The organism is Pseudomonas sp. Pme6b, from assembly GCF_058129925.1.
In genome coordinates, this window is sequence record NZ_CM176704.1 from 3807868 (window position 1) to 3828326 (window position 20459).

The 20459-nt window shown below is 58.4% G+C and carries 19 protein-coding genes; 8 read left to right on the forward strand and 11 right to left on the reverse strand.

The genetic code is table 11. The features are described from left to right. Positions 1-28: 28 nt before the first annotated feature. Positions 29-598 (reverse strand): helix-turn-helix domain-containing protein, encoded by a 570-nt coding sequence (locus tag AC4ANE_RS17200; protein ID WP_002554065.1) that lies wholly within the window; start codon positions 596-598, stop codon positions 29-31. Between the two features lie 111 nt (positions 599-709). On the opposite strand from AC4ANE_RS17200, the gene AC4ANE_RS17205 reads away from it, so the two are divergent. From AC4ANE_RS17205 to AC4ANE_RS17235, 7 genes are all read left to right on the forward strand, one after another. Then, the gene (locus tag AC4ANE_RS17205) at positions 710-1633 is read left to right on the forward strand and encodes a DMT family transporter (RefSeq protein WP_002554066.1); all 924 of its coding nucleotides are present in this window, start codon (positions 710-712) and stop codon (positions 1631-1633) included. Between the two features lie 160 nt (positions 1634-1793). After that, positions 1794-4712, forward strand: coding sequence for a monovalent cation/H+ antiporter subunit A (locus AC4ANE_RS17210; protein WP_057442989.1), 2919 nt, complete (start codon positions 1794-1796; stop codon positions 4710-4712). Further along, positions 4712-5056: a Na+/H+ antiporter subunit C gene (locus tag AC4ANE_RS17215; RefSeq protein ID WP_002554068.1), complete on the forward strand. Its 345-nt coding sequence runs from the start codon at positions 4712-4714 to the stop codon at positions 5054-5056. The genes AC4ANE_RS17210 and AC4ANE_RS17215 overlap by 1 nt, the downstream gene beginning before the upstream one ends. After that, positions 5053-6738: a monovalent cation/H+ antiporter subunit D gene (locus AC4ANE_RS17220; RefSeq protein WP_002554069.1), complete on the forward strand. Its 1686-nt coding sequence runs from the start codon at positions 5053-5055 to the stop codon at positions 6736-6738. The genes AC4ANE_RS17215 and AC4ANE_RS17220 overlap by 4 nt, the downstream gene beginning before the upstream one ends. Further along, the gene (locus tag AC4ANE_RS17225; protein WP_002554070.1) at positions 6735-7223 is read left to right on the forward strand and encodes a Na+/H+ antiporter subunit E; all 489 of its coding nucleotides are present in this window, start codon (positions 6735-6737) and stop codon (positions 7221-7223) included. Before AC4ANE_RS17220 ends, AC4ANE_RS17225 begins: the two co-directional genes overlap by 4 nt. Next, entirely contained in the window at positions 7220-7498 is a 279-nt protein-coding gene (locus AC4ANE_RS17230; protein ID WP_002554071.1) for a K+/H+ antiporter subunit F, read from the forward strand. The genes AC4ANE_RS17225 and AC4ANE_RS17230 overlap by 4 nt, the downstream gene beginning before the upstream one ends. Beyond that, entirely contained in the window at positions 7495-7875 is a 381-nt protein-coding gene (locus AC4ANE_RS17235) for a Na+/H+ antiporter subunit G (RefSeq protein WP_002554072.1), read from the forward strand. Before AC4ANE_RS17230 ends, AC4ANE_RS17235 begins: the two co-directional genes overlap by 4 nt. 19 nt (positions 7876-7894) lie before the next feature. Here AC4ANE_RS17235 and AC4ANE_RS17240 read toward each other — a convergent pair whose 3' ends face one another. After that, positions 7895-8362 carry a hypothetical protein gene (locus AC4ANE_RS17240; RefSeq protein WP_002554073.1) on the reverse strand — a complete coding sequence of 156 codons (468 nt, stop codon included), beginning with the start codon at positions 8360-8362 and terminating at the stop codon, positions 7895-7897. A gap of 445 nt (positions 8363-8807) precedes the next feature. Here AC4ANE_RS17240 and AC4ANE_RS17245 point away from each other — a divergent pair, with 445 nt between their 5' ends. Next, entirely contained in the window at positions 8808-9047 is a 240-nt protein-coding gene (locus AC4ANE_RS17245; protein ID WP_002554074.1) for a DUF2789 domain-containing protein, read from the forward strand. A gap of 19 nt (positions 9048-9066) precedes the next feature. Here AC4ANE_RS17245 and AC4ANE_RS17250 read toward each other — a convergent pair whose 3' ends face one another. From AC4ANE_RS17250 to iolG, 9 genes are all read right to left on the reverse strand, one after another. Further along, positions 9067-10551, reverse strand: coding sequence for a T6SS phospholipase effector Tle1-like catalytic domain-containing protein (locus AC4ANE_RS17250; protein WP_002554075.1), 1485 nt, complete (start codon positions 10549-10551; stop codon positions 9067-9069). A gap of 283 nt (positions 10552-10834) precedes the next feature. Then, on the reverse strand, positions 10835-12439 hold the full coding sequence (locus AC4ANE_RS17255) for a methyl-accepting chemotaxis protein (RefSeq protein ID WP_010197581.1): 1605 nt from the start codon (positions 12437-12439) through the stop codon (positions 10835-10837). A gap of 176 nt (positions 12440-12615) precedes the next feature. Beyond that, positions 12616-13020, reverse strand: coding sequence for a TraR/DksA family transcriptional regulator (locus AC4ANE_RS17260; RefSeq protein ID WP_002554078.1), 405 nt, complete (start codon positions 13018-13020; stop codon positions 12616-12618). Positions 13021-13325: 305 nt separating this feature from the next. Continuing rightward, complete coding sequence (locus tag AC4ANE_RS17265) at positions 13326-14351, reverse strand: ABC transporter permease (protein WP_002554079.1); 1026 nt, start codon at positions 14349-14351, stop codon at positions 13326-13328. Positions 14352-14398: 47 nt separating this feature from the next. Then, positions 14399-15976 (reverse strand): sugar ABC transporter ATP-binding protein, encoded by a 1578-nt coding sequence (locus AC4ANE_RS17270; RefSeq protein ID WP_002554080.1) that lies wholly within the window; start codon positions 15974-15976, stop codon positions 14399-14401. Between the two features lie 63 nt (positions 15977-16039). Continuing rightward, positions 16040-16981, reverse strand: a complete 942-nt coding sequence (locus tag AC4ANE_RS17275; RefSeq protein ID WP_004665734.1) for a sugar ABC transporter substrate-binding protein — start codon at positions 16979-16981, stop codon at positions 16040-16042. A gap of 464 nt (positions 16982-17445) precedes the next feature. Continuing rightward, complete coding sequence (locus tag AC4ANE_RS17280; RefSeq protein ID WP_460408428.1) at positions 17446-18465, reverse strand: Gfo/Idh/MocA family protein; 1020 nt, start codon at positions 18463-18465, stop codon at positions 17446-17448. 66 nt (positions 18466-18531) lie between these two features. Continuing rightward, the gene (locus AC4ANE_RS17285) at positions 18532-19392 is read right to left on the reverse strand and encodes a sugar phosphate isomerase/epimerase family protein (RefSeq protein ID WP_002554083.1); all 861 of its coding nucleotides are present in this window, start codon (positions 19390-19392) and stop codon (positions 18532-18534) included. Between the two features lie 51 nt (positions 19393-19443). Beyond that, positions 19444-20454: a bifunctional inositol 2-dehydrogenase/D-chiro-inositol 1-dehydrogenase gene (gene iolG, locus AC4ANE_RS17290; protein ID WP_002554084.1), complete on the reverse strand. Its 1011-nt coding sequence runs from the start codon at positions 20452-20454 to the stop codon at positions 19444-19446. Positions 20455-20459 lie beyond the last annotated feature (5 nt).

A 20459-nucleotide genomic window follows, 5' to 3' on the forward strand; every position in this document is an offset into this window, starting at 1 on the left:
GTCGAGTTGCGATAAAGAATCGGAAAGGTCAGAGCACGACATTACGCACGAAGCGCAGGGGCACATCGGCGTCATTGCAGTAGCGGTGCGGCTGGTTGCTGGGAAACATGAAGAACTCGCCCGCCCCGACCTGCTGCACGGCCGCAGGGTCGGCAAAGCGCAACGTCAGATGCCCTTCGACGACGTAGACCTGTTCACTCCAGCCATCGGGATCGGCCTCCGAGACATAGGCGTCCCCAGGCTGCAGGCAGAATTCCCACAACTCCACCTCGCGCCGGGCAACGGCCCTGGCCAGCAGCACCGCCTTGCTGCCGACGATCGTACCGGCCCATGCCAGCTCATTGATGCGGCTGTAATCACGATTTTCAGGTGCCTGGATCAGGTCGCTGAACGCCACTTCCAAGGCTTCGGCCACGCGGTCGAGTGTCGCCAGGCTGACGTTTTTTTCGCCGGCCTCGATAGCGACCAGCATGCGTCGGCTGACTCCGGACTTTTCCGCCAGAGCCGTCTGGCTGAGGTCCGCACTGTTACGCAGACGCCGGACGTTCTGGCTGACGTGCTGCAGCACCGGAGGGCGCTGGGAGTTTTCTTTGTGCATGCAGGTGCTCACATCAAACCGTTGCGCATTATACTGCCCAGCCCAGGGACACTGTCAGGTTGTTCCGCCTTTCACCGCGCGCATGGCAATTAACAGGAACCAGGAGCTGACATGAAGTCTATCAGCCGCATACCCCGCATCAGCAAGGCAGAAGCCGTACTGATTCTGATCACCATGCTCTGGGGAGGCACCTTTCTGCTGGTCCAGCATGCGATGACCGTCAGCGGGCCGATGTTCTTCGTCGGCCTGCGCTTTGCCGCCGCAGCGCTTATCGTAGCGCTGTTTTCAATAAAGGTGCTGCGCGGTCTTACCTTCCTCGAACTCAAGGCGGGCGTCTTCATCGGCACCGCGATCATGCTCGGTTACGGTTTGCAGACGATCGGACTGCAGACTATCCCCAGCAGCCAGTCCGCGTTCATCACGGCACTCTACGTGCCCTGCGTGCCTTTGTTGCAATGGCTGGTACTCGGTCGACGACCAGGATTGATGCCGACACTGGGCATCATCCTGGCTTTCACCGGGCTGATGCTGGTAGCGGGGCCGCAAGGCGCATCCCTGCAACTCAGTTCCGGCGAAATCGTGACGCTGATCAGCACGGTGGCCATTGCCGCCGAGATCATCATGATCAGCGCCTATGCCGGTGAGGTCGATGTGCGTCGAGTCACGGTGGTGCAACTGGCCACTGCTTCAGCGCTGGCATTTCTGATGATCGTTCCAACCGAGGAACACTTGCCGGACTTTTCCTGGTTGCTGGTGCTCAGTGCCGTGGGACTTGGGACCATGAGTGCGGCGATCCAGATTGCCATGAACTGGGCACAGAAAAGTGTTTCGCCTACACGCGCCACCGTGATTTATGCCGGTGAACCGGTCTGGGCCGGGATTGTCGGAAGACTTGCCGGGGAGCGCTTGCCGGGTATCGCCCTGCTGGGCGCAGCACTGATTGTGGCCGGGGTGATCGTCAGCGAAATGAAGCGGCGTTCTGCCCCCGGTGAACAGAGCCTTGCTGAAGAAGATGGCATGCGCAAAGCCGAGTGAACGGCGGCTATTGTGCGCCGTGAAACACATGTCCCGTGACAACTTTTTGCTGTCTTAAAAACAGCAGACACTTTTTGTAGGAAATTTCGGAAACAGTCCCTTTGGTATCGGGGTGTCTGGCACGTATGATGCTTGACATTCCCCTGCAGATTAGAAGCCTATGTCCCTGATAGTTCTACTGCTTCTGCCTTTCATCGGCAGCTGTCTGGCGGCCTTTTTGCCGCACAACGCGCGTAACGCAGAATCGTTTTTGGCCGGTCTGGTCGCCCTCATCGGCGCTATCCAGATGGCATTGTGGTTCCCGCAGATCGCCGACGGCGGCGTTATTCGCGAAGAGTACTTCTGGCTGCCGAGCCTGGGGATGAACTTCGTTCTGCGTATCGACGGCTTCGCCTGGCTGTTTTCGATGCTGGTGCTGGGCATTGGTGCGCTGGTCTCGCTCTATGCCCGCTACTACATGTCGCCAGATGATCCGGTACCGCGTTTCTTCGCGTTTTTCCTGGCTTTCATGGGCGCCATGCTCGGCCTGGTGATGTCCGGCAATCTGATTCAGATCGTGTTTTTCTGGGAGCTGACCAGCCTGTTCTCGTTCCTGCTGATCGGCTACTGGCACCACCGCGCCGATGCACGGCGCGGCGCGTACATGGCGCTGATGGTCACCGGCGCGGGGGGGCTGGCGCTGCTGGCCGGCATGATGATCCTCGGCCATGTGGCCGGCAGTTACGACCTGGACCGTGTCCTGGCCTCCGGCGACGCGATTCGTGCGCATGCCCTGTACCCGGTGTTACTGACCCTGATTCTGATCGGCGCGCTGACCAAAAGCGCCCAGTTCCCGTTCCATTTCTGGCTGCCCCACGCAATGGCCGCCCCTACACCCGTGTCGGCGTATCTGCACTCGGCGACCATGGTCAAGGCCGGGGTGTTTCTCATGGCACGAATGTGGCCTGCGTTGTCCGGCACTGAACAATGGTTCTGGATCGTCAGCGGCGCAGGTGCCTGCACGCTGATTCTGGGTGCCTACGCGGCCATCTTCCAAAATGATCTGAAGGGCCTGCTGGCCTACTCGACCATCAGTCATCTGGGCCTGATCACGCTGTTGCTGGGCCTCAACAGCCCGCTGGCTGCGGTAGCTGCGGTCTTTCACATTCTCAACCACGCTACCTTCAAGGCCTCGCTGTTCATGGCCGCCGGGATTATCGACCACGAGAGCGGAACGCGAGATATCCGGCGTCTCAGTGGGCTGGTGAAGCTGCTCCCCTACACCGCAACACTGGCGATGGTCGCCAGTGCATCGATGGCAGGCGTGCCGCTGCTCAACGGGTTTCTGTCCAAGGAAATGTTCTTTGCCGAAACCGTGTTCATTTCCGCCACTGCCTGGGTCGAAATTACCTTGCCAGTGATCGCGACCATCGCCGGGATATTCAGTGTTGCCTATTCGCTGCGCTTCACGGTCGATGTGTTTTTCGGTCCGGCGGCCAAGGACCTGCCGCACTTGCCGCATGAGCCGCCGCGCTGGATGCGTGCGCCGGTAGAACTGCTGGTGCTGACGTGCCTGATCGTGGGGATTTTCCCGGCGCAATCGGTCGCTCCCCTGCTCGCCGCCGCTGCGCGTCCGGTAGTCGGCGGAACATTGCCCGAATACAGCCTGGCGATCTGGCACGGCTGGAACCTGCCGATGGTCATGAGCCTGGTGGCGATGGCTGGCGGTATCATCCTGTATCTATTGCTGCGCAAACCTCTCAAGCACGAGCGCATTACTGCCCCGCCGCTGGTGGGCAGACTCAACGGCAAGCGCTTTTTCGAACGCAGCCAGGTAGTGATGATGCACTGGGCGCGGCGTTTCGAGCGCAAGGTCAGCACTCGTCGCTTGCAGCCGCAACTGTTTCTGCTGGTACTGGCAGCCGTACTGGGCGGCTTCATCCCGATGTATTTCAGTGGCCTGACCTGGGGCGACCGCCCGAAGATTCCGGGCTCCGGGGTGTTTGTCACGCTTTGGCTTATCGCAATTGCCTGCGCAATAGGTGCAGCCTGGCAAGGCAAGTATCACCGTCTGGCGGCACTGGTCATGGTCAGCGTCTGCGGCCTGATGACCTGCATCACCTTCGTCTGGTTCTCGGCACCTGATCTGGCGCTGACTCAACTGGTCGTGGAGGTAGTGACGACGGTACTGATCCTGCTCGGTCTGCGCTGGCTGCCGCGACGCAATGAAGACGTCGCCCCATTGAGCGCGCGCCTGCGCGCTCGTACCCGGCGAATACGCGACTTCGGGCTGGCGGTTCTTGTCGGCCTGGGTATGGCGATATTGTCCTACGCCATGCTGACCCGTCAGACACCCAACGCTATTTCGTCCTTTTACCTGAGCCGCGCGCTGCCTCAGGGCGGTGGTACCAACGTGGTCAACGTGATGCTGGTGGATTTCCGCGGCTTCGATACGTTTGGCGAAATCACCGTGCTGGCGGCGGTAGCGCTGACAGTGTTTGCCCTGTTGCGACGCTTCCGCCCGCCGAAGGAAAGCATTCTGCTGCCCACACAGCAACGCCTGCTGGCCCGTGACGTGGTGACTGATCTGGTTAACCCGCGCAGTGCCAGCGATACCGCACTCGGTTTCATGATGGTTCCGGCAGCGCTGGTGCGATTACTGTTGCCGATTGCCTTCATCATCTCGATGTACCTGTTCGTTCGTGGTCATAACCAGCCAGGTGGCGGATTTGTGGCCGGTCTGGTGATGTCGGTGGCGTTCCTTCTGCAATACATGGTGGCAGGTACCCAATGGGTCGAGGCGCAAATGAGCCTGCGCCCGTTACGCTGGATGGGCACAGGCCTGTTGTGCGCGGTTCTGACCGGAGCCGGTTCCATGGTGCTGGGTTATCCGTTCATGACCACGCACACCGCGCACGTCGATTTGCCGGTTCTGGGCGATATTCACATTGCCAGTGCGCTGTTCTTTGATGTCGGCGTGTACGCCGTGGTCGTTGGCTCGACGCTGCTGATCCTCACCGCACTGGCTCACCAGTCGGTGCGCAGCCACCGTCCGACGCAACTGCCCAAGCCCGTTGCCAACCCGCAAGGAATCCTCTGATGGAAGAAGTCATTGCAATCGCCATCGGCGTGCTGGCCGCCTCGGGCGTCTGGCTGATCCTGCGCCCACGCACCTTTCAGGTGGTCATGGGGCTGTGCCTGCTGTCCTACGGGGTCAACCTGTTCATTTTCAGCATGGGCAGCCTGTTCATCGGCAGAGAACCGATCATCAAGGACGGCATTCCCCAAGACCTGCTCAATTACACTGATCCATTGCCGCAGGCGCTGGTACTGACCGCCATTGTCATCAGCTTCGCCATGACCGCGCTGTTTCTGGTGGTATTGCTCGCCTCCAGAGGCCTGACCGGCACCGACCATGTAGATGGCCGGGAGCCCAAGGCATGAGCTGGATGAATCAACTGATCATTGCGCCGATCCTGCTGCCTTTGCTGACCGCTGGGCTGATGCTCTGGCTGGGCGAAAAGCATCGGCCGCTCAAGGGACGTATCAATCTGTTTTCCAGCATCCTCGGGCTGGGCATTTCCGTGGTGCTGTTTCTCTGGGTGCAGCACAGCGGCAGCAGTGGTTCGATCGGTGTCTACCTGCCAGGCAACTGGGGTGTGCCGTTCGGTATCGTGCTGGTGGTAGATCACCTGTCGGCACTGATGCTGGTGCTGACCGGCATAATCGGTGTCTGCGCCCTGTTGTTCGCGCTGGCGCGCTGGGACCGGGCCGGTGCCAGTTTCCACGCACTGTTCCAGATCCAGCTTATGGGGCTATATGGCGCATTCCTGACCGCCGACCTGTTCAACCTGTTCGTATTCTTTGAAGTGCTGCTGGCAGCGTCATACGGCTTGATGCTGCATGGCTCCGGCCGGGCGCGGGTGTCGACCGGCCTGCATTACATTTCGATCAACCTGCTGGCTTCGTCGCTGTTCCTGATCGGCGCTGCGCTGATCTACGGCGTAACCGGCACGCTTAACTTCGCCGATCTGGCGATCAAGATCCCGCAAGTGGCAGAGTCCGATCTGGGCCTGCTGCATGCAGGCGCTGCCATTCTGGCCACGGCATTTCTGGCCAAGGCAGGTATGTGGCCGCTGAACTTCTGGCTGGTCCCGGCCTATTCGGCAGCCAGCGCGCCGGTAGCGGCCATGTTTGCGATCATGACCAAAGTGGGCGTTTACACCCTGCTACGCCTGTGGACACTACTGTTTTCCGGTCAGGCCGGGGCCTCGGCATTCTTCGGCGGCGACTGGTTGATCTACGGCGGCATGGCGACGATTTTCACCGCTGCTATTGCAATCATCGCTGCCCAGCGCCTGGAGCGCCTCGCCAGCCTGAGCATACTGGTATCAGCGGGCATTCTGCTGTCAGCGGTCGGTTTTGCCCAGCCGAGCCTGACTTCGGGTGCGCTGTTCTACATGGTCAGCTCGACGCTGGCGCTGAGCGCAATGTTCCTGCTGGGCGAATTGGTCGAGCGTTCCCGCTCGGCCAACGAGATCCCTCTGGAGTACGACGTGGATCAACTGCCCCGCATCCTTGAGTCGCTGCATCCGCCACCCGGCACCAACCTGGACGACGAGCAGAAAGTCGTAGTCGGTCAGGTCATACCCATGACCATGGCATTTCTGGGCCTGAGCTTTATCGCCTGCGCGTTGCTGATTATCGGCATGCCACCGCTATCGGGGTTCATCGGCAAACTCACGCTGCTCAGCGCGTTGATGAACCCGCTGGGGCTGGACGTCGCGCAGGACGAAGCGCTCTCGACCCCGGCATGGATGCTGATCGGCCTGCTGATCTTCTCCGGGCTGGCGTCGCTGATCGCTTTTTCCAGGCTTGGCACACAGCGCTTCTGGACACCACACGAGCGCCCTTCGCCGTTGCTGCGACGCAATGAATGCTTGCCGATCATTATCCTGCTGGGCCTCTGCGTTGCGCTGACGTTCAAGGCCGAGCCCTTGTTGCGCTATACCCAGGACACCGCCGCCGCGCTGCATGAGCCCAAGCAGTATGTGCAGTCGGTCCTTGCCACACGTCCGATACCCGGCCCTACCAGCCAGGAAATCAGTTCGGAGGGGCAGCCATGAAGCGCCTGTTTCCGGCTCCTCTGCTTTCTCTGGCACTGTGGCTGTTGTGGCTGGTGCTGAACCTGTCGATCAGCCCCGGCCACCTGCTACTGGGTGCGGTGCTGGGCTTGCTCGCGCCCTTGCTGATGGCACCACTGCGCCCGCTGCCGGTGCGCATCCGCAAACCTGGCACAATCCTGAAGTTTCTGTGCCTGGTCGGGTGGGATGTGGTGGTGTCCAATCTTCAGGTCGGTTTGAGCGTATGGCGGCTCGAAAGTCGTCCGCCACGCTCGGCTTTCGTGCGTATCCCGCTGGACCTGCACGATGCCCATGGCCTCGCCGCGCTGGCGATGGTCACCACGGTCGTACCCGGAACGGTATGGTCGGAACTGGGGCTGGATCGCAGTGTGCTGCTGATGCATGTTTTTGATCTGGAGGATGAAGCGCAATTCATCGAACACTTCAAGACCACCTATGAGCGACCGTTGATGGAGATCTTTCAATGAGTGCATTGCTCGACAACGCGATCCTGATCAGCCTGCTGATCTTCGCCCTGGCGATGGTGATCACCCTGCTGCGCCTGCTCAAGGGTCCCTCAGCCCAGGACCGGGTGCTGGCGCTGGACTACCTGTACATCATTGCCATGCTGATGATGCTGGTGCTCGGCATCCGTTACGCCAGTGACACGTACTTCGAAGCCGCCATGCTGATTGCCCTGTTCGGCTTTGTCGGCTCCTTCGCTCTGGCCAAATTCCTGCTGCGCGGAGAAGTGATCGAATGACCGGACTGCCGAACACCGTGCCCTTCTGGGCTGAGATACTGACCGCCGGGCTGCTGATCGCCAGCAGTCTGTTTGCCTTGACCGGTGCCCTCGGGCTGCTGCGCCTCAAGGACTTCTTCCAGCGCATGCACCCGCCAGCCCTCGCGTCGACGCTGGGCGCCTGGTGCGTTGCGCTGGCGTCGATCATCTATTTCTCTGCACTGAAGGCAGAGCCGGTGATTCACGCCTGGCTGATTCCGGTGCTGCTGGCAATCACCGTACCTGTGACCACGCTGCTGCTGGCACGTACGGCGCTGTTCCGCAAGCGCATGGCCGGTGACGATGTGCCCGCAGAAGTCAGTAGCGGCACTGGCAATGGAGAATCGGCAGGCGGCTGAATCTTCAGCCTGGCCAGCGTTACTCGCTGGCCTTGAAGGTCAGCTCGCCCTTGCGCCATTTGGCGGCCTTGCCGACTGCGCCTTTGAGAACCTTGCTCATACCGGTCTGCAGCTGCTCTTTTGCGGCAAACACCATGACCACAGCCTGACCTTCCTTGAACACAATTCCGTGGCCTTCAGGGATATCGACGAATGCATATTCGCCCAATCCATACACAGTCATTTTGATTTCACGGAATTTCAATTCGAGCTTGCCGCCTTCACGGCTTGGCAATACCGACGCGCGGAAATGATCGCCCACCTTGAGCTCCAGGCGCGGCTTGTCGTCGACGACCAGAGCGGTTTCGGTGTCGATTTCAGCGATATAAATACCTTCGGCTGACTGCTCGGTGATGTAGACAAAACGGGACTGAAACTGCTTGACCAACTGTGCGCGGAGATCGCCGAGCACGAACAAGGCATGGGTATCCAGATTACTTACAGCCAAAGTACAAACCCTCAAACATAAAAATGAGGCTGCCTGATGTCAGGGCAGTCAAGAAAGTGGTTAATCCATAGACCGCGTCAAGCGACCGGATTTTTTCCGGCACGCTGCACGCGGAAGCGCTGAAAGCGCCACCGCAAACCTTGTGCAGGCGGGTGGCGGATTCTACCGGCTCATGGCAGCTACGGGATATATACCTTTTGTACACTGCAGTGTCGCAAAAGCGCTGGAGCCCTGAAACCGGCGGCCAGCTTGACCACGACTTAAAGGCTGGACGGGTTCCAGCCAGGCGATCGATGTGCATTCGGCTATACTGGAAACATATCACTTGTAGGCAGAGCACAAAAGGCCATCTTCTCATAAGGCCAAATGCATCGAACTCTTGCGTGCGTCGGCCACTCCCATAAGAACTGATGAAGACGGGGATATCCCCCGGCGAGGAGATGACATGGAACAGACTACAACGACCATCAACGACCTGTTCGCCCAATTGGCACTGGATTCGGACGATGAGAGCATCGAAGCGTTCATCGCCAGCCACCCCCTGCCTGACGACGTAAAGCTGATTGATGCCGACTTCTGGACGCCGCGGCAGGCTGACTTTCTCAAGGAGCAGCTGCATGAGGATGCCGAATGGGCGATGGTGGTCGACGAACTGAATGTGCGCCTTCACAAAAAGCCCGAGTGAACCACTCGGGCGTTGATTCCTATTGCGGATAACCGGGCTGGCCGACATTGGGGTGCAATGTCCTGCCACCCGGTTGCGGGGCATGCACAAAAACAGCGTCACTAAAGGTGCCCATTCTGCCCACCACTGCGTTCCAGTGCGCAGACTGATGGATATAGCGCCAGCGCAATAGCTGCTCTTCATGACTGTCCAGTAAGTAAGGCCCGCCTCGCGCATAATCGATCAGGCGGGCTGAAATGCCTTCGAGCTCGGGAGGAAGCTGAAATTCAGGGCTGTTCGGCACCGGGTCGAAAGGTACCCCCTCATCACAGGCCAGTGCATGCATGACCTGTAACGACACCCTCGACAAGTGACCAAAGACCTGGCGGTTCATACCCACTGCAGCAACGATCGTTTTCATGCCACTCAGGTTTTTTCTGCACGGGTAACATTTGCTTTCGCAGGTCTGAACCCTCAGAAATGCCTGTCTGTCCAGCGGGTCGATCCAGTCATCCCGGCTCATGGTACTTAACAGGGCCTGGGCGTTCTTCCAGCAAGGCGCCGCCTCACACGGGCTGTCACGGTTGACCAGGCTGCTTTGCGGACGCGTGAGCAACACGCTTTCTTCCATCTGAGGAGGATAACCACCGCCGATATCGGAATGGGCACCGGGTAAAACGATTTCTTTCGGCCATTCCGGCAGGACGCTGTTAAGCGCGAAGTTGCGCCGTGATTCATCACGAGCAACCAGATGCAGCACCTGTTGGGCACAACCCGGCGGCAGGTGCAGATTGACCCTCCTGTTGCTCGCGTCCCGGGTATTGCCCATATCCCTGAAACTGCCGATGGCGGCGACCGTGTCGAACAGGCCGATAACCTTGAGCTGTACACTGCCGTTGCGCCAGCTGAAATGCTCACTCAGCCTGACTTTGCGGCTTTGAAGTATCGGCTCAAGCATTCCTGCCCGCTGTTTCAGGATTTCGTTGGCCAGGTGCCTGGCCGACGCAGCCCCTCGACTGAAGCCGAATATGTCCAGTTCAAGCGCTTCCAGTACACAATCCGGGTTGTCGTGTGGAAATGCCTTCAATACCGTTTCAAGCTTTCTGAATGCATTTTCCACTTTGCATATCACACCAGTGGTGCCACGGCCGAAACTCTGTCCCGGCCATACCGAATCACGCCCGCCGGAGGTAGTACCCGCCCCGCTTACATAGATCGGGTAGTACACCTTCAAGCCTGCACTGTCATTTTCGGCGACACGTTGCAGCCGATAAAGATCAACCAGCCTGGCTATATTACTCAGATCATTACTATAACTACTGCCAGGATGAACATGACGACCCGCACACTCTTTAATGTGCTGACCACCATTCATTTCAATCAATGCCTGACAGTCAGCCCCGATCTGGCTGTTGACGCGATTATTTCCCGTGCCGTCGAAGAAAATTCCGATCCGTGCGGTAACACGCCGCGTTACCACATCCGAGATTGCTGCTGTTTGTTCGGCACTCCATTTATCGTTCATATCTTTTCCATCCTTAGAGGCAGGCCAAGAAAAGGCCGCACTTAAATCAAAACGTAAATAACGTTGATTTAAACAGCTTGCTTAAAGACGGTGATCAGTCAAGTCATGCAGCGTGTATTCAGAGTATTCCTACAACTTCTGTCGTCAGGTATTTATTATTTATAAACAAACACCTACACGTTTGTGCAAACGGGTTTCAGAACCCGCAATTTCACCAAACAGAAAAACCAACCGGGCAGGTTATTTAATACTTGATCTAACCTGAGCCGCCTGTTTTAAAGAATCAGCGGCTTTGCGGTTTGTACCCAAGGCGCAGACCACCCCAATGTCGCCCGTTGACCACAATAGGCACAGACAGGTCGTGCATCAGTTCGCCGGTGTCCCGGGTGTAGGTTTGCAGCAGAACAGGCTGTTGATGGCTGCCGCAGCGAATGCCGGTACGATCATCAAACTTGCGCTTGCTTCGATTACGCGCATTGTCCACCGTCGCATCGCCGGTCAAAGGCTGACTGAAAGCGTTGTTGTGCGTCGGCACATACCCTTGCTGCGTGCAGGCAATGGCGAATACCAGACCTTCATGGCGCGAAAGCAACGGTTCTTGCAATGCCGGCAATACTTGATCGGTGTAGCGATCAAAACGCGTGGTAAAGCGGGTGGGTGAGGTATTGGGGACGGGTTTGTAGTTGCGATCAAACAAGTCATCCAGGCTGACGCGCCCCTGCACAATGTCAGCCTCGAATTTTTCCGCGATCAGCCGCGCACCTTCGCGGGCCAGGTCGTAGATACGCTGGTGATAGTCATCCAGACCGACCTGAGCCAGCCGCTGGCTGATGGTCTCGGCCTGCCCCTCCATCTGTACTGCGGCTTTGGCCAGTTGCCGGGTTTGTTCATCACTGACGGCAAGATCACTGCGCATGTGCTCGACAGCATCGAACAGGCTGGCCAACTGGTCCTGGTTGCTCCTCGCGCCTTGAGCAATTTCGCTGACCTGGCTTTCCACCTCAATCGCAAGCCGGGCGATATTGCCCAGATGCTGTCCGGTCAGCTCGACCTGCTCGACCCCCGCATCGAGATCAGAAGACAGCTCGCGAATCTGCTCCACCACCTGTGCGGTGCGTTGCTGGATATCGGCCACCATCTGCCCGACTTCCCCGGTAGCACTGGCAGTACGGCCCGCAAGCCCGCGTACTTCGTCAGCGACCACCGCAAAACCGCGCCCGTGCTCACCTGCCCGGGCAGCTTCGATGGCCGCATTGAGCGCCAGCAGGTTGGTCTGGCTGGCGATGGATTGAATGACCAGCGTCACACGCTGGATTTCTTCACTGCGCTGGCTCAACGCCTCGATCAACTCACGACTGCCGACAGCACGCTTGCTCAAGAGGTGCATGCGCTCGATGGACTCATTCAGAACGCCGCTTCCCGATTCGCTGCGCTGGCGCGCCTCACTGGCTGCAACCAATGCCTGTTGACTCAACTGGGCAGTCTGCTGCTCGGTCGCAATCATCTGTTCAGCGCTGTTGACTATCTGTCCGGCAGCACCCAACTGCGACTGCACCTTGCCCGCCAGTTGCCCGACAGAAAATGCCACCTGAGCGGCCGACAGTGCGTTGTGGCTAGTGGTGCGCGACAGGTCGCGGGTCAGCAGCGCGATATCACTGTCACTTGCCTCGACTTGCAAGCCAGGCTGCCTTCTGCGCAACAAAAGCGGCAGCCAGGCGACCAGCAGCGCTGCGGGAATGACGATATAAAGAGACAAACCGATAACGCTCATGGCGGCGAAGAGCAGGCACAACACGACACTTTGCACCGCTGGCACCCACCACTTCGACGCAGCGCCGCGAGCATCGGCCAGTGGTAATCCGGCTGCCATGGATAGGTTCTCGGCCATGCTGCGTCACCCCGTCGGTATTTATCATTATTACGTTTATTAAACGCTAGATAACGGCCTTATGCCATGCCCCGTTGGTCGTAGCGAGCAATACGTTTTGGACAAATTCCGGGCACAACAAAACCGGGAGGCAATCGCTTGCCTCCCGGTTCGGTCACTCAGCTGCTGCCTGCGTATCAGGCCTGGCGCTGATGCTTGTCGATCTGCTCGTGGCGCTCTTGCGCCTCGATGCAATATTTGGTGGTCGGGCTGATCAGCAGACGCTTCAGGCCGATTGGCTCACCGCTGTCATCGCACCAGCCGAAGGTATCGTCGGCAATACGCGAGAGTGCCATTTCCAACTGGGGCAGCATGCGCTGGTCGCGGTCGATCACATTGACCAGCCAGTGACGCTCCTCTTCAACCGAAGCGGCGTCTGCAGGGTCGGCAGGCGTGTCCAGGCTCTCGATCGCAATACGGCTCTGCTCGATTCGCTCGTGGATCTCGACCTTCATGCCCTGCAACAGCTCGACGAAGAAAGCGTGCTGCTCGGCGTTCATGTAGTCATCGGCCGGCATGGCCAGCAACTTTTCCTTTGTCATTTATTTCTCTATAAAAAAACGTGCATTGAGGAGCGGCTTGACGTTGCCGTGCAAACCAATAATCTCCAAGCGCCACCTGGCACTCAATTTACGAGGGGCGGCAGTCTAAGGCCGGCTAGCGGGCTCGGCAACACAATTGAAGGATTTTTGTACAACAATTGCCGTAAAACCCTTGAAATGCGGGCGAAAGACCCGGCCAGCATGCTGCTTGATGAGGCTCTGACCTGCTGACAGCTAATCGGTTCCTGCAACATTCAACGCACAAAAGGGCCTGAAAAAGGCCCTTTGATGCAGATTATTGAATATCAGCGCTTGGTCTTGCGCTTGTTGCGATATTGATCGATTACCACCGCCACTACAATGATCAGGCCTTTGATAATGTCCTGAACATAGGCGTCTACGCCGACAAAGGTGAAACCACTGGCCATTACGCCGAGAATCAGCGCACCGATCACAGTGCCGGTGATTCGCCCTACTCCACCGGACAGGCTGGTGCCGCCGATGACTGCGGCAGCGATAGCGTCCAGTTCATAGGACATGCCCATTCCGGCCTGCCCGGTTGCGGCACGTGCCGAGGCAACCACCCCTGCCAGCCCGGCCAGCAGCCCGGCGATGCTATAGACGATAACCAGGTGGCGCTTGACGTTGATCCCGGAAGTACGCGCAGCCTGCATGTTGCCGCCGATGGCGTAGGTGTATTTGCCGTACTTGGTATAACGCAGGGCAATGTGGAAGATCACCGCCACCACCAGAAAGATGATCACCGGCATCGCGCCCTGTCCGATAGCCGTGTAGGAGTCAGAGAGCATGCTCACCGGCTGACCTTCGGTGTAGAAGCGCGCCAGGCCACGCGCGGAGACCATCATGCCCAGCGTGGCAATGAATGGCGGAATACCGGTTATGGCAATGATGCTGCCGTTGATGGCACCCGCCAGCAGCCCGACTCCGAGCCCGACCACGATCGGAATCCACACGGGCAGGTCGGTCAAGGAAGGAAATACCGCCCGGGAGAAGTCCGAGGTTTGCGCCAGGCTCGCGGCAATCATCGCTGACAGTGCCAGCACCGAACCGGACGACAGGTCGATGCCTGTGGTAATGATCACCTGAGTCACGCCGATGGCCAGCAAGCCGATGATCGACACCTGAAGGATCATCAGTACCAGACGCTGGGAGTTGAGCAGAAAGCTCTGATCACGGACGATCCAGCCAAACAGCTCAAAGATCAGACCGATACCGATCAGCACCAGAAAAATACTCAGCTCGGTTGGCAGCCGCCGTTTGTTCCTGGTCGGTGCCAAGGCTGGTTTGTTTTGCGAAATCGCGTTGCTCATGTTCGTTCCCCTTTTGTTCTTCTTCTACCGAGCCCTGTAGTGCGAACTCAATGAACCTTGTGGCCGGAGGCCAGATGCATGACTTTTTCCTGGGTCGCTTCGCCTCGATCGAGGATCCCCATCATTTCGCCTTCGTGCATGACCATCACCCGGTCGCTCATACCGAGGACTTCCGGCAGCTCTGAAGAGATCATAATGACGGCCATGCCTTCACTGGCCAGCAGGGAGATCAGGCGATAGATTTCCGCCTTGGCCCCCACGTCGATGCCGCGGGTGGGCTCATCCAGAATCAGTACTCTGGGGTTGGTCATCAGCCAGCGTGCCAGCAACGCTTTCTGCTGGTTACCGCCCGACAAGGTGTCGATGCACTGCTCCAGTGACGGGGTCTTGACCCGAAGTTTTTTGCACATGTCCTCGCACAGCGCACGCAGTGCCTTCTGTTGCACGAAACCATTACCGGCGTAGTTGGCGAGCACGGCCATTTCCATGTTTTCCATCACCGACAGGCATGGAAACAGCCCAGTCAACTTGCGGTCTTCCGTCAATAGTGCAAAACCCAGCTCAATGGCCTGATGCGGGTCGGCAATGTGTACCGAAGCGCCATCAAAGCGTACCTCGCCGCTGTCGCTGGGGGTTATGCCGAACAGGGTCTCGGCCACATTGGTCCGGCCCGACCCCATCAATCCGGCAATGCCAAGAATCTCTCCGGCACGCAAATCGAAACTCACGTCCTTGAAAATGCCGTTCAGGCACAGGTTGCTGACTGAAAGCAGCACTTCGCCTGGCGGCTTTTCCCGCTCGGGAAACAGTTGGGTCAACTCACGCCCCACCATCATGGTGATCAGGCTGTCGCCGTCCATACTTTCGGCGCGCTGCAGGCCGATATAGGCGCCGTCGCGAAAAACCGCTACTTCGTCGGCAATCTCGAAGACTTCGTTCATCTTGTGGGTGATGTAGATGATGCCTTTACCCTGAGCGCGGAGGTCGTTGATGATCGAAAACAGGTGAGCGACTTCGGTTTCGGTGATGGCCGAAGTCGGCTCATCCATGATCAGCACGTCCGAGTTATATGACACAGCTTTGGCGATCTCGACCATCTGCCGCTCGGCGATACTCAGGTTGCCCACCAGATCTTCGGGATCGAGCCTGATGCGCAGGCGCTCCAGCAGTTCGGCAGTGCAGCGGTGCATTTCCCGGTGATCGACCATGTGCAGACCGTTGAGCTGTTCGCGACCGATCCAGATGTTCTCGGCGATGCTCATGAACGGCATCAGGTTCAGCTCCTGATGGATCATCGCAATGCCGGCCTGCAGGGCCGAAAGTGGCGTCTCGAAGCGAATCGGCTTGCCACGCAAACGGATTTCGCCCGAGTCCGGCTGGTAGATGCCAGCGATGATTTTCATCAGCGTTGACTTTCCGGCACCGTTCTCGCCCATCAGCGCCAGCACGCTGCCAGGGCGCACACGCAGTTGGACGTCGTTGAGCGCGATGACACCGGGGAAGCCCTTGCTGATATGGCTGATTTCAAGCAGATAAGGCGGCTGGGCATCCGGCGTCGGGCTATCGCTGTCACTGGACGGCAGATCGCGTTGTGCGGGCGGGTTGGCAGTAGCTGAACCGAACATGATCACAACTCCTCAAGCGGCAGGCTGCGGGAGGAACGATCCTCCCTGGCCTGCCGATTGCTGTTATTTGAAGGTGGCGACGTTTTCAGGCGTAATCAGGCGATAAGGGATGATGATCGCCTGGGGCTCGACCTTTTCCTTTTTCGCCATTTTCACGGCGGCATCAATCGCCCCGTCGGCCTGGCCCTTGGCATCCTGAAAAACGGAGACTGCGAGGTCGCCCTTGGTAACGGCGCTGAGCCCGTCTGGCGTACCGTCGACACCGGCGACTAACACGCTGCCTTTATCCACATCCACGCCTGCCTGCTTCAGCGCCATCGCCGCGCCAATGGCCATTTCATCGTTGTTGGCCAGCACCGCGTTGAATTTACGGCCCTGGGTAAGCCAGTCGTTGGTCAGGTCCATGCCCTTCTGGCGTAGCCAGATGCCGGTCTGCTCCTGATCTATCTTGATGTCCGGGTACTTGGCCAACACCTCCTTGATGCCCTTGGTGCGGTTTTGCGTGGAGTTGTTGGCCAGGTCACCCAGAAGAATCATGACACTGCCCTTGCCTTTCAGTTTGTCGGCGATGTATTGCGCCTGAAGTCGACCTGCCTCCATGTCATCCGACGTAACGGTGGCGACGCCTGCTGGCAGTTTCGGATCGTCAGGGCGGCGGTTGACGTAGACCAGCGGGATGCCGGCGGCGACCGCGTCCTTGGTGATCCGTGCAGTGGCAGCGGTGTCGACAGGATTGACGATCAGGGCGTCGACTTTCTTGTTGATCAGGTCCTTGACCTGGTCGAGCTGTTTGTTGACGTCCGCGCGGGCATCGACGAACTGCAGGTCCACTTTCTCGGTCGTGGACATGGCTTTGGCCTTGGCATTCATGTCGTCACGCAGGTAGGTCAGCCAGGTGTCATCGAACTGCGACATGGCCACACCGATCTTGATATCGGCCAAAGCTGCACCGCTGCCCAACATCAGCGCCATGGCCAATGAGGTCAAAGCAATCTTGGTCTTCATGAGGATCTGTCTCCAAATTATTGTTGTTCGGATGCAGCGAATCAGCGTGACAGGCGGATCCCGGTCGCTCCAGGAATGCAGAACAGTTGCGCGTCCTTGTGTTGCACGCACATGCCACGGGCAACGATTGTGAGAAATCGCTCCATGGTCCGAATCCAGAATGAAGAGGTGGCAGAACGCTTGGCGGTGAGGCCAGAGGTAGGGGTTTTCATCGACAGTACCTATCTTTTGTTTTGTTTTTGTTGGTGTGCATCTCGTGACTTGAAATACCTTCAAAGCCCGAGTGATTCGATAGTCGGTAACCTGAAAAAGACTCTATTGGAAAATATTTTCCAATTCAACTGATTTTAGAATTTTATTCCATTTCATTTTTATTCGGCTGCACATACGACAAAGCCCGACGCTTGTCAGGCGTCGGGCTTTGTCCGATGGCAGGCTTGAATGTGCAGCGTGGCACGCGATGATTACAACACCACAACCCGCCCTTCACTGGCGCTCAAGCGAGCTGCATCCATGACCTGTGCCGATGCGATGGCATCATGAGGATCAACCGGATTACCGCCCTGCTCGTCAACGGCGCTCTGCAACAGGCGGTAGAACTCAAGCCAGCAACCGCGCTCCGAAGGCACACGCTCGCGATGGTCACCCTGCTCGAACCAGCCCCAGCGCCGATGCTCTTCGACACCCCAGCGCTCGCCCTCGGACCGTGGCGTGAGGCCGGCAAACGCAGCCTCCTCCTGACCGTCCAGCCCTTCGACGCTGTAACAGCCCTTTGATCCACTGACCCTGAAACGCGGCTTGGGGGTATTTTGCAGACAACTGCCTGACAGGTGCGAAGTCACACCGCTGGCGTGCCTCAAGGACACGAAGAACGTGTGGTCCAGTTCGTCTTGCGGCGTAGCGAACTGCAATTCTGCATACACCCGCTCGACCTGCCCGAACAGTACCAGTGCCTGATCCACCAGATGACTGCCCAGATCACGCAGCATGCCACCACCGCTGGCCTTGCCTACGGAGCGTGGCGAATAGCGCTCGATACTGGACTCGAACCGGCTGATCTGCCCCAGCGCCTTGTTGTCGATCAACTTGCGTACGGTGAGGAAGTCGGAATCCCAGCGCCGATTCTGATAAACGCTAAGCAGCACGCCCCGCCGTTCGGCCGCTTCCACCAGCTCGCGCGCCTGGGCGGCGTCGCTGGCAAAGGGCTTGTCGCTGACCACCCCGACGCCCAGCTCTATCGCTTCAAGGATCAACGCTCGGCGCGAAGCCAGGGGCGTGGAAATCACCACCACATCTACCCCGGCAGCGACCAGCTCGGCCAGCGTGTCGAAGGTTGCCACGCCGGGATGATCGTTGACCACTTCCTGTTTTCGCTCGGGTGAACGGGTGACAACGCCTGCAAATGTGGCACCGGGCAAACTCGAAATCAGCGTTGCATGAAAGTAACGCCCGCCTTTGCCGTAGCCCACCAGCCCTGCTCGCATGGATATCTCCTGTAGTCCATGAACCTCATGGCCGCAGCCATCGGTCGTGTATTGGATGCCACCGTTTCAACGAAGCAGCTCGCTTTTGACCCGCTCCAGCATGAATCGGCTCGATTCATCTGCACGCTCCTCCCAGGCAAATACGGCCACTGTGGCAATACCGTCGAAATCAATGTCCCGCAATGTCGAGAAGAACGCGTCCCAGTCCACCTCGCCCTGCCCGATGTCCAGATGCTGATGCACCGTTGCCGTGACGCCAGGCGGGTTGACGATGTAGCGCAGGTTGGACGAAGCCCGGTGATTATAGGTGTCGGCAATGATCAGGTGGGTGAGCTTGTCACCTGCGTACTGCAGCATGGAGGCAATGTCCCCCACGCCATCATCGTAGAAAAAGGTGTGTGGCGCGGCATACAGGTAATTGATCCAGTCCCGGTCCAGGCCGCGAATGATGTCGACTGACTCGTTGTTACGTTCGCAGAAGTCATAAGGATGCGCCTGGATATCGAGCCGGATGCCTTCTCGCTCGAAGTACGGCATCAGTTCATCCATGGATTTCATGAACTGGTTTTCGCACACCAGTGCATGATCGGATTGTCCGCTGAACTCGGTATTCATAAGGTCGCAGTCCATTTCCACGGCCACCTGAATGGCGCGCTTCCAGTTGCGCACCGCTGCAATACGCAAATCTTCATCCGGCGCAGCCCAATGGTACAGCGGCAACAGCGAGGAGAGTTTCACACCAGCATCGCTCAGGGCTTTGCGAAACTCCCTGATTCGCGCACGATCCACGCGCGGGTACTTGTAGAACGGCATGAAATCTTCGCGCGGTGAAAGCTCTATGTAGTCGTAGCCCAGTTCCGCCGTCTTATCGACCATCGCACCCAGCGACAGGTGGCGATACATATAAGGATCCAGTGCGATGCGCATGATGCCCTCCCTTTTACTGTTTGAAAGACAGCCCGATTCCAGACACCTCTGTCAGTCATAAAACGCGGGACGCATCTCCAGGGCAATCGGCACGACTGCTCCACTGTTCTGCGCTTGCACACAGGCATCGGCGGCCACCGCAGCGGCATAGCCATCCCAGGCAGAAGGTCCGTAAATCGTGCCGGCGTTAACGCCATCGATGAAGTCCTGCAACTCGACGTCATAGGCGGCAATGAACCGGTCTTTCCAGTCCATCAGGATCGCGTTGGACAATTTCGCTTCGCTACGCAACTGCACCTGGGAAGGCTCAGGCAGTTTGGCAATGCCGCTCTCGCCGACCACTTCACACTGGATGTCGTAGCCGTACTGGCAGTTGACGAACACTTCGACGTCGATGCGCGTGCCTCTGGCCGTTTCCAGCATCACGATCTGCGGATCTTTCATGTGCGCAAGGGCCTTGCTGGTCTTGCGCGGGAACACCACCTGTACCGACACATAGTCATCGTTGAGCAGCCAACGCAGCACATTGAGTTCATGAATCAGCGTGTCGGTGATCGCCATGTCGGTCTTGTAGTTCTCGCCGACCCGAGGGTTGCGGTGCGCACAGTGAAGCATCAGCGGTTCGCCGATACGGCCGCTGTCGATCACCGATTTCAGGGCGCGATAGCCCTGATCATAGGGGCGCATGAAGCCCACTTGAACCAGACGCCTGCCGCTGGCGATCTCGGCCTCGACAATGTGCCGGCAACCCTCGGCGGTAACGGCCAAAGGCTTTTCGCAGAACACCGGCTTGCCTGCGGCAATGGCCGCCAGCACGTACTCTTCATGGCTGGGGCCCCAGGAACAGACCAGCACCGCCTCGACGTCGGGCGCGGCAATCAGCGCGTGGCCATCGGCATACACTTCGGCGCCGATGTCCAGCTCGCGCACCACTTTGGCTGCCTGCTCCAGGTTGATGTCGGTGACCGCTACTACCTGACTGCCAACCAGCGTTTTGCTGCAACGCCGGATATGATCCTGACCGATTGCGCCTGTACCGATCACGCCGAGTTTCAATGCCATTTTCA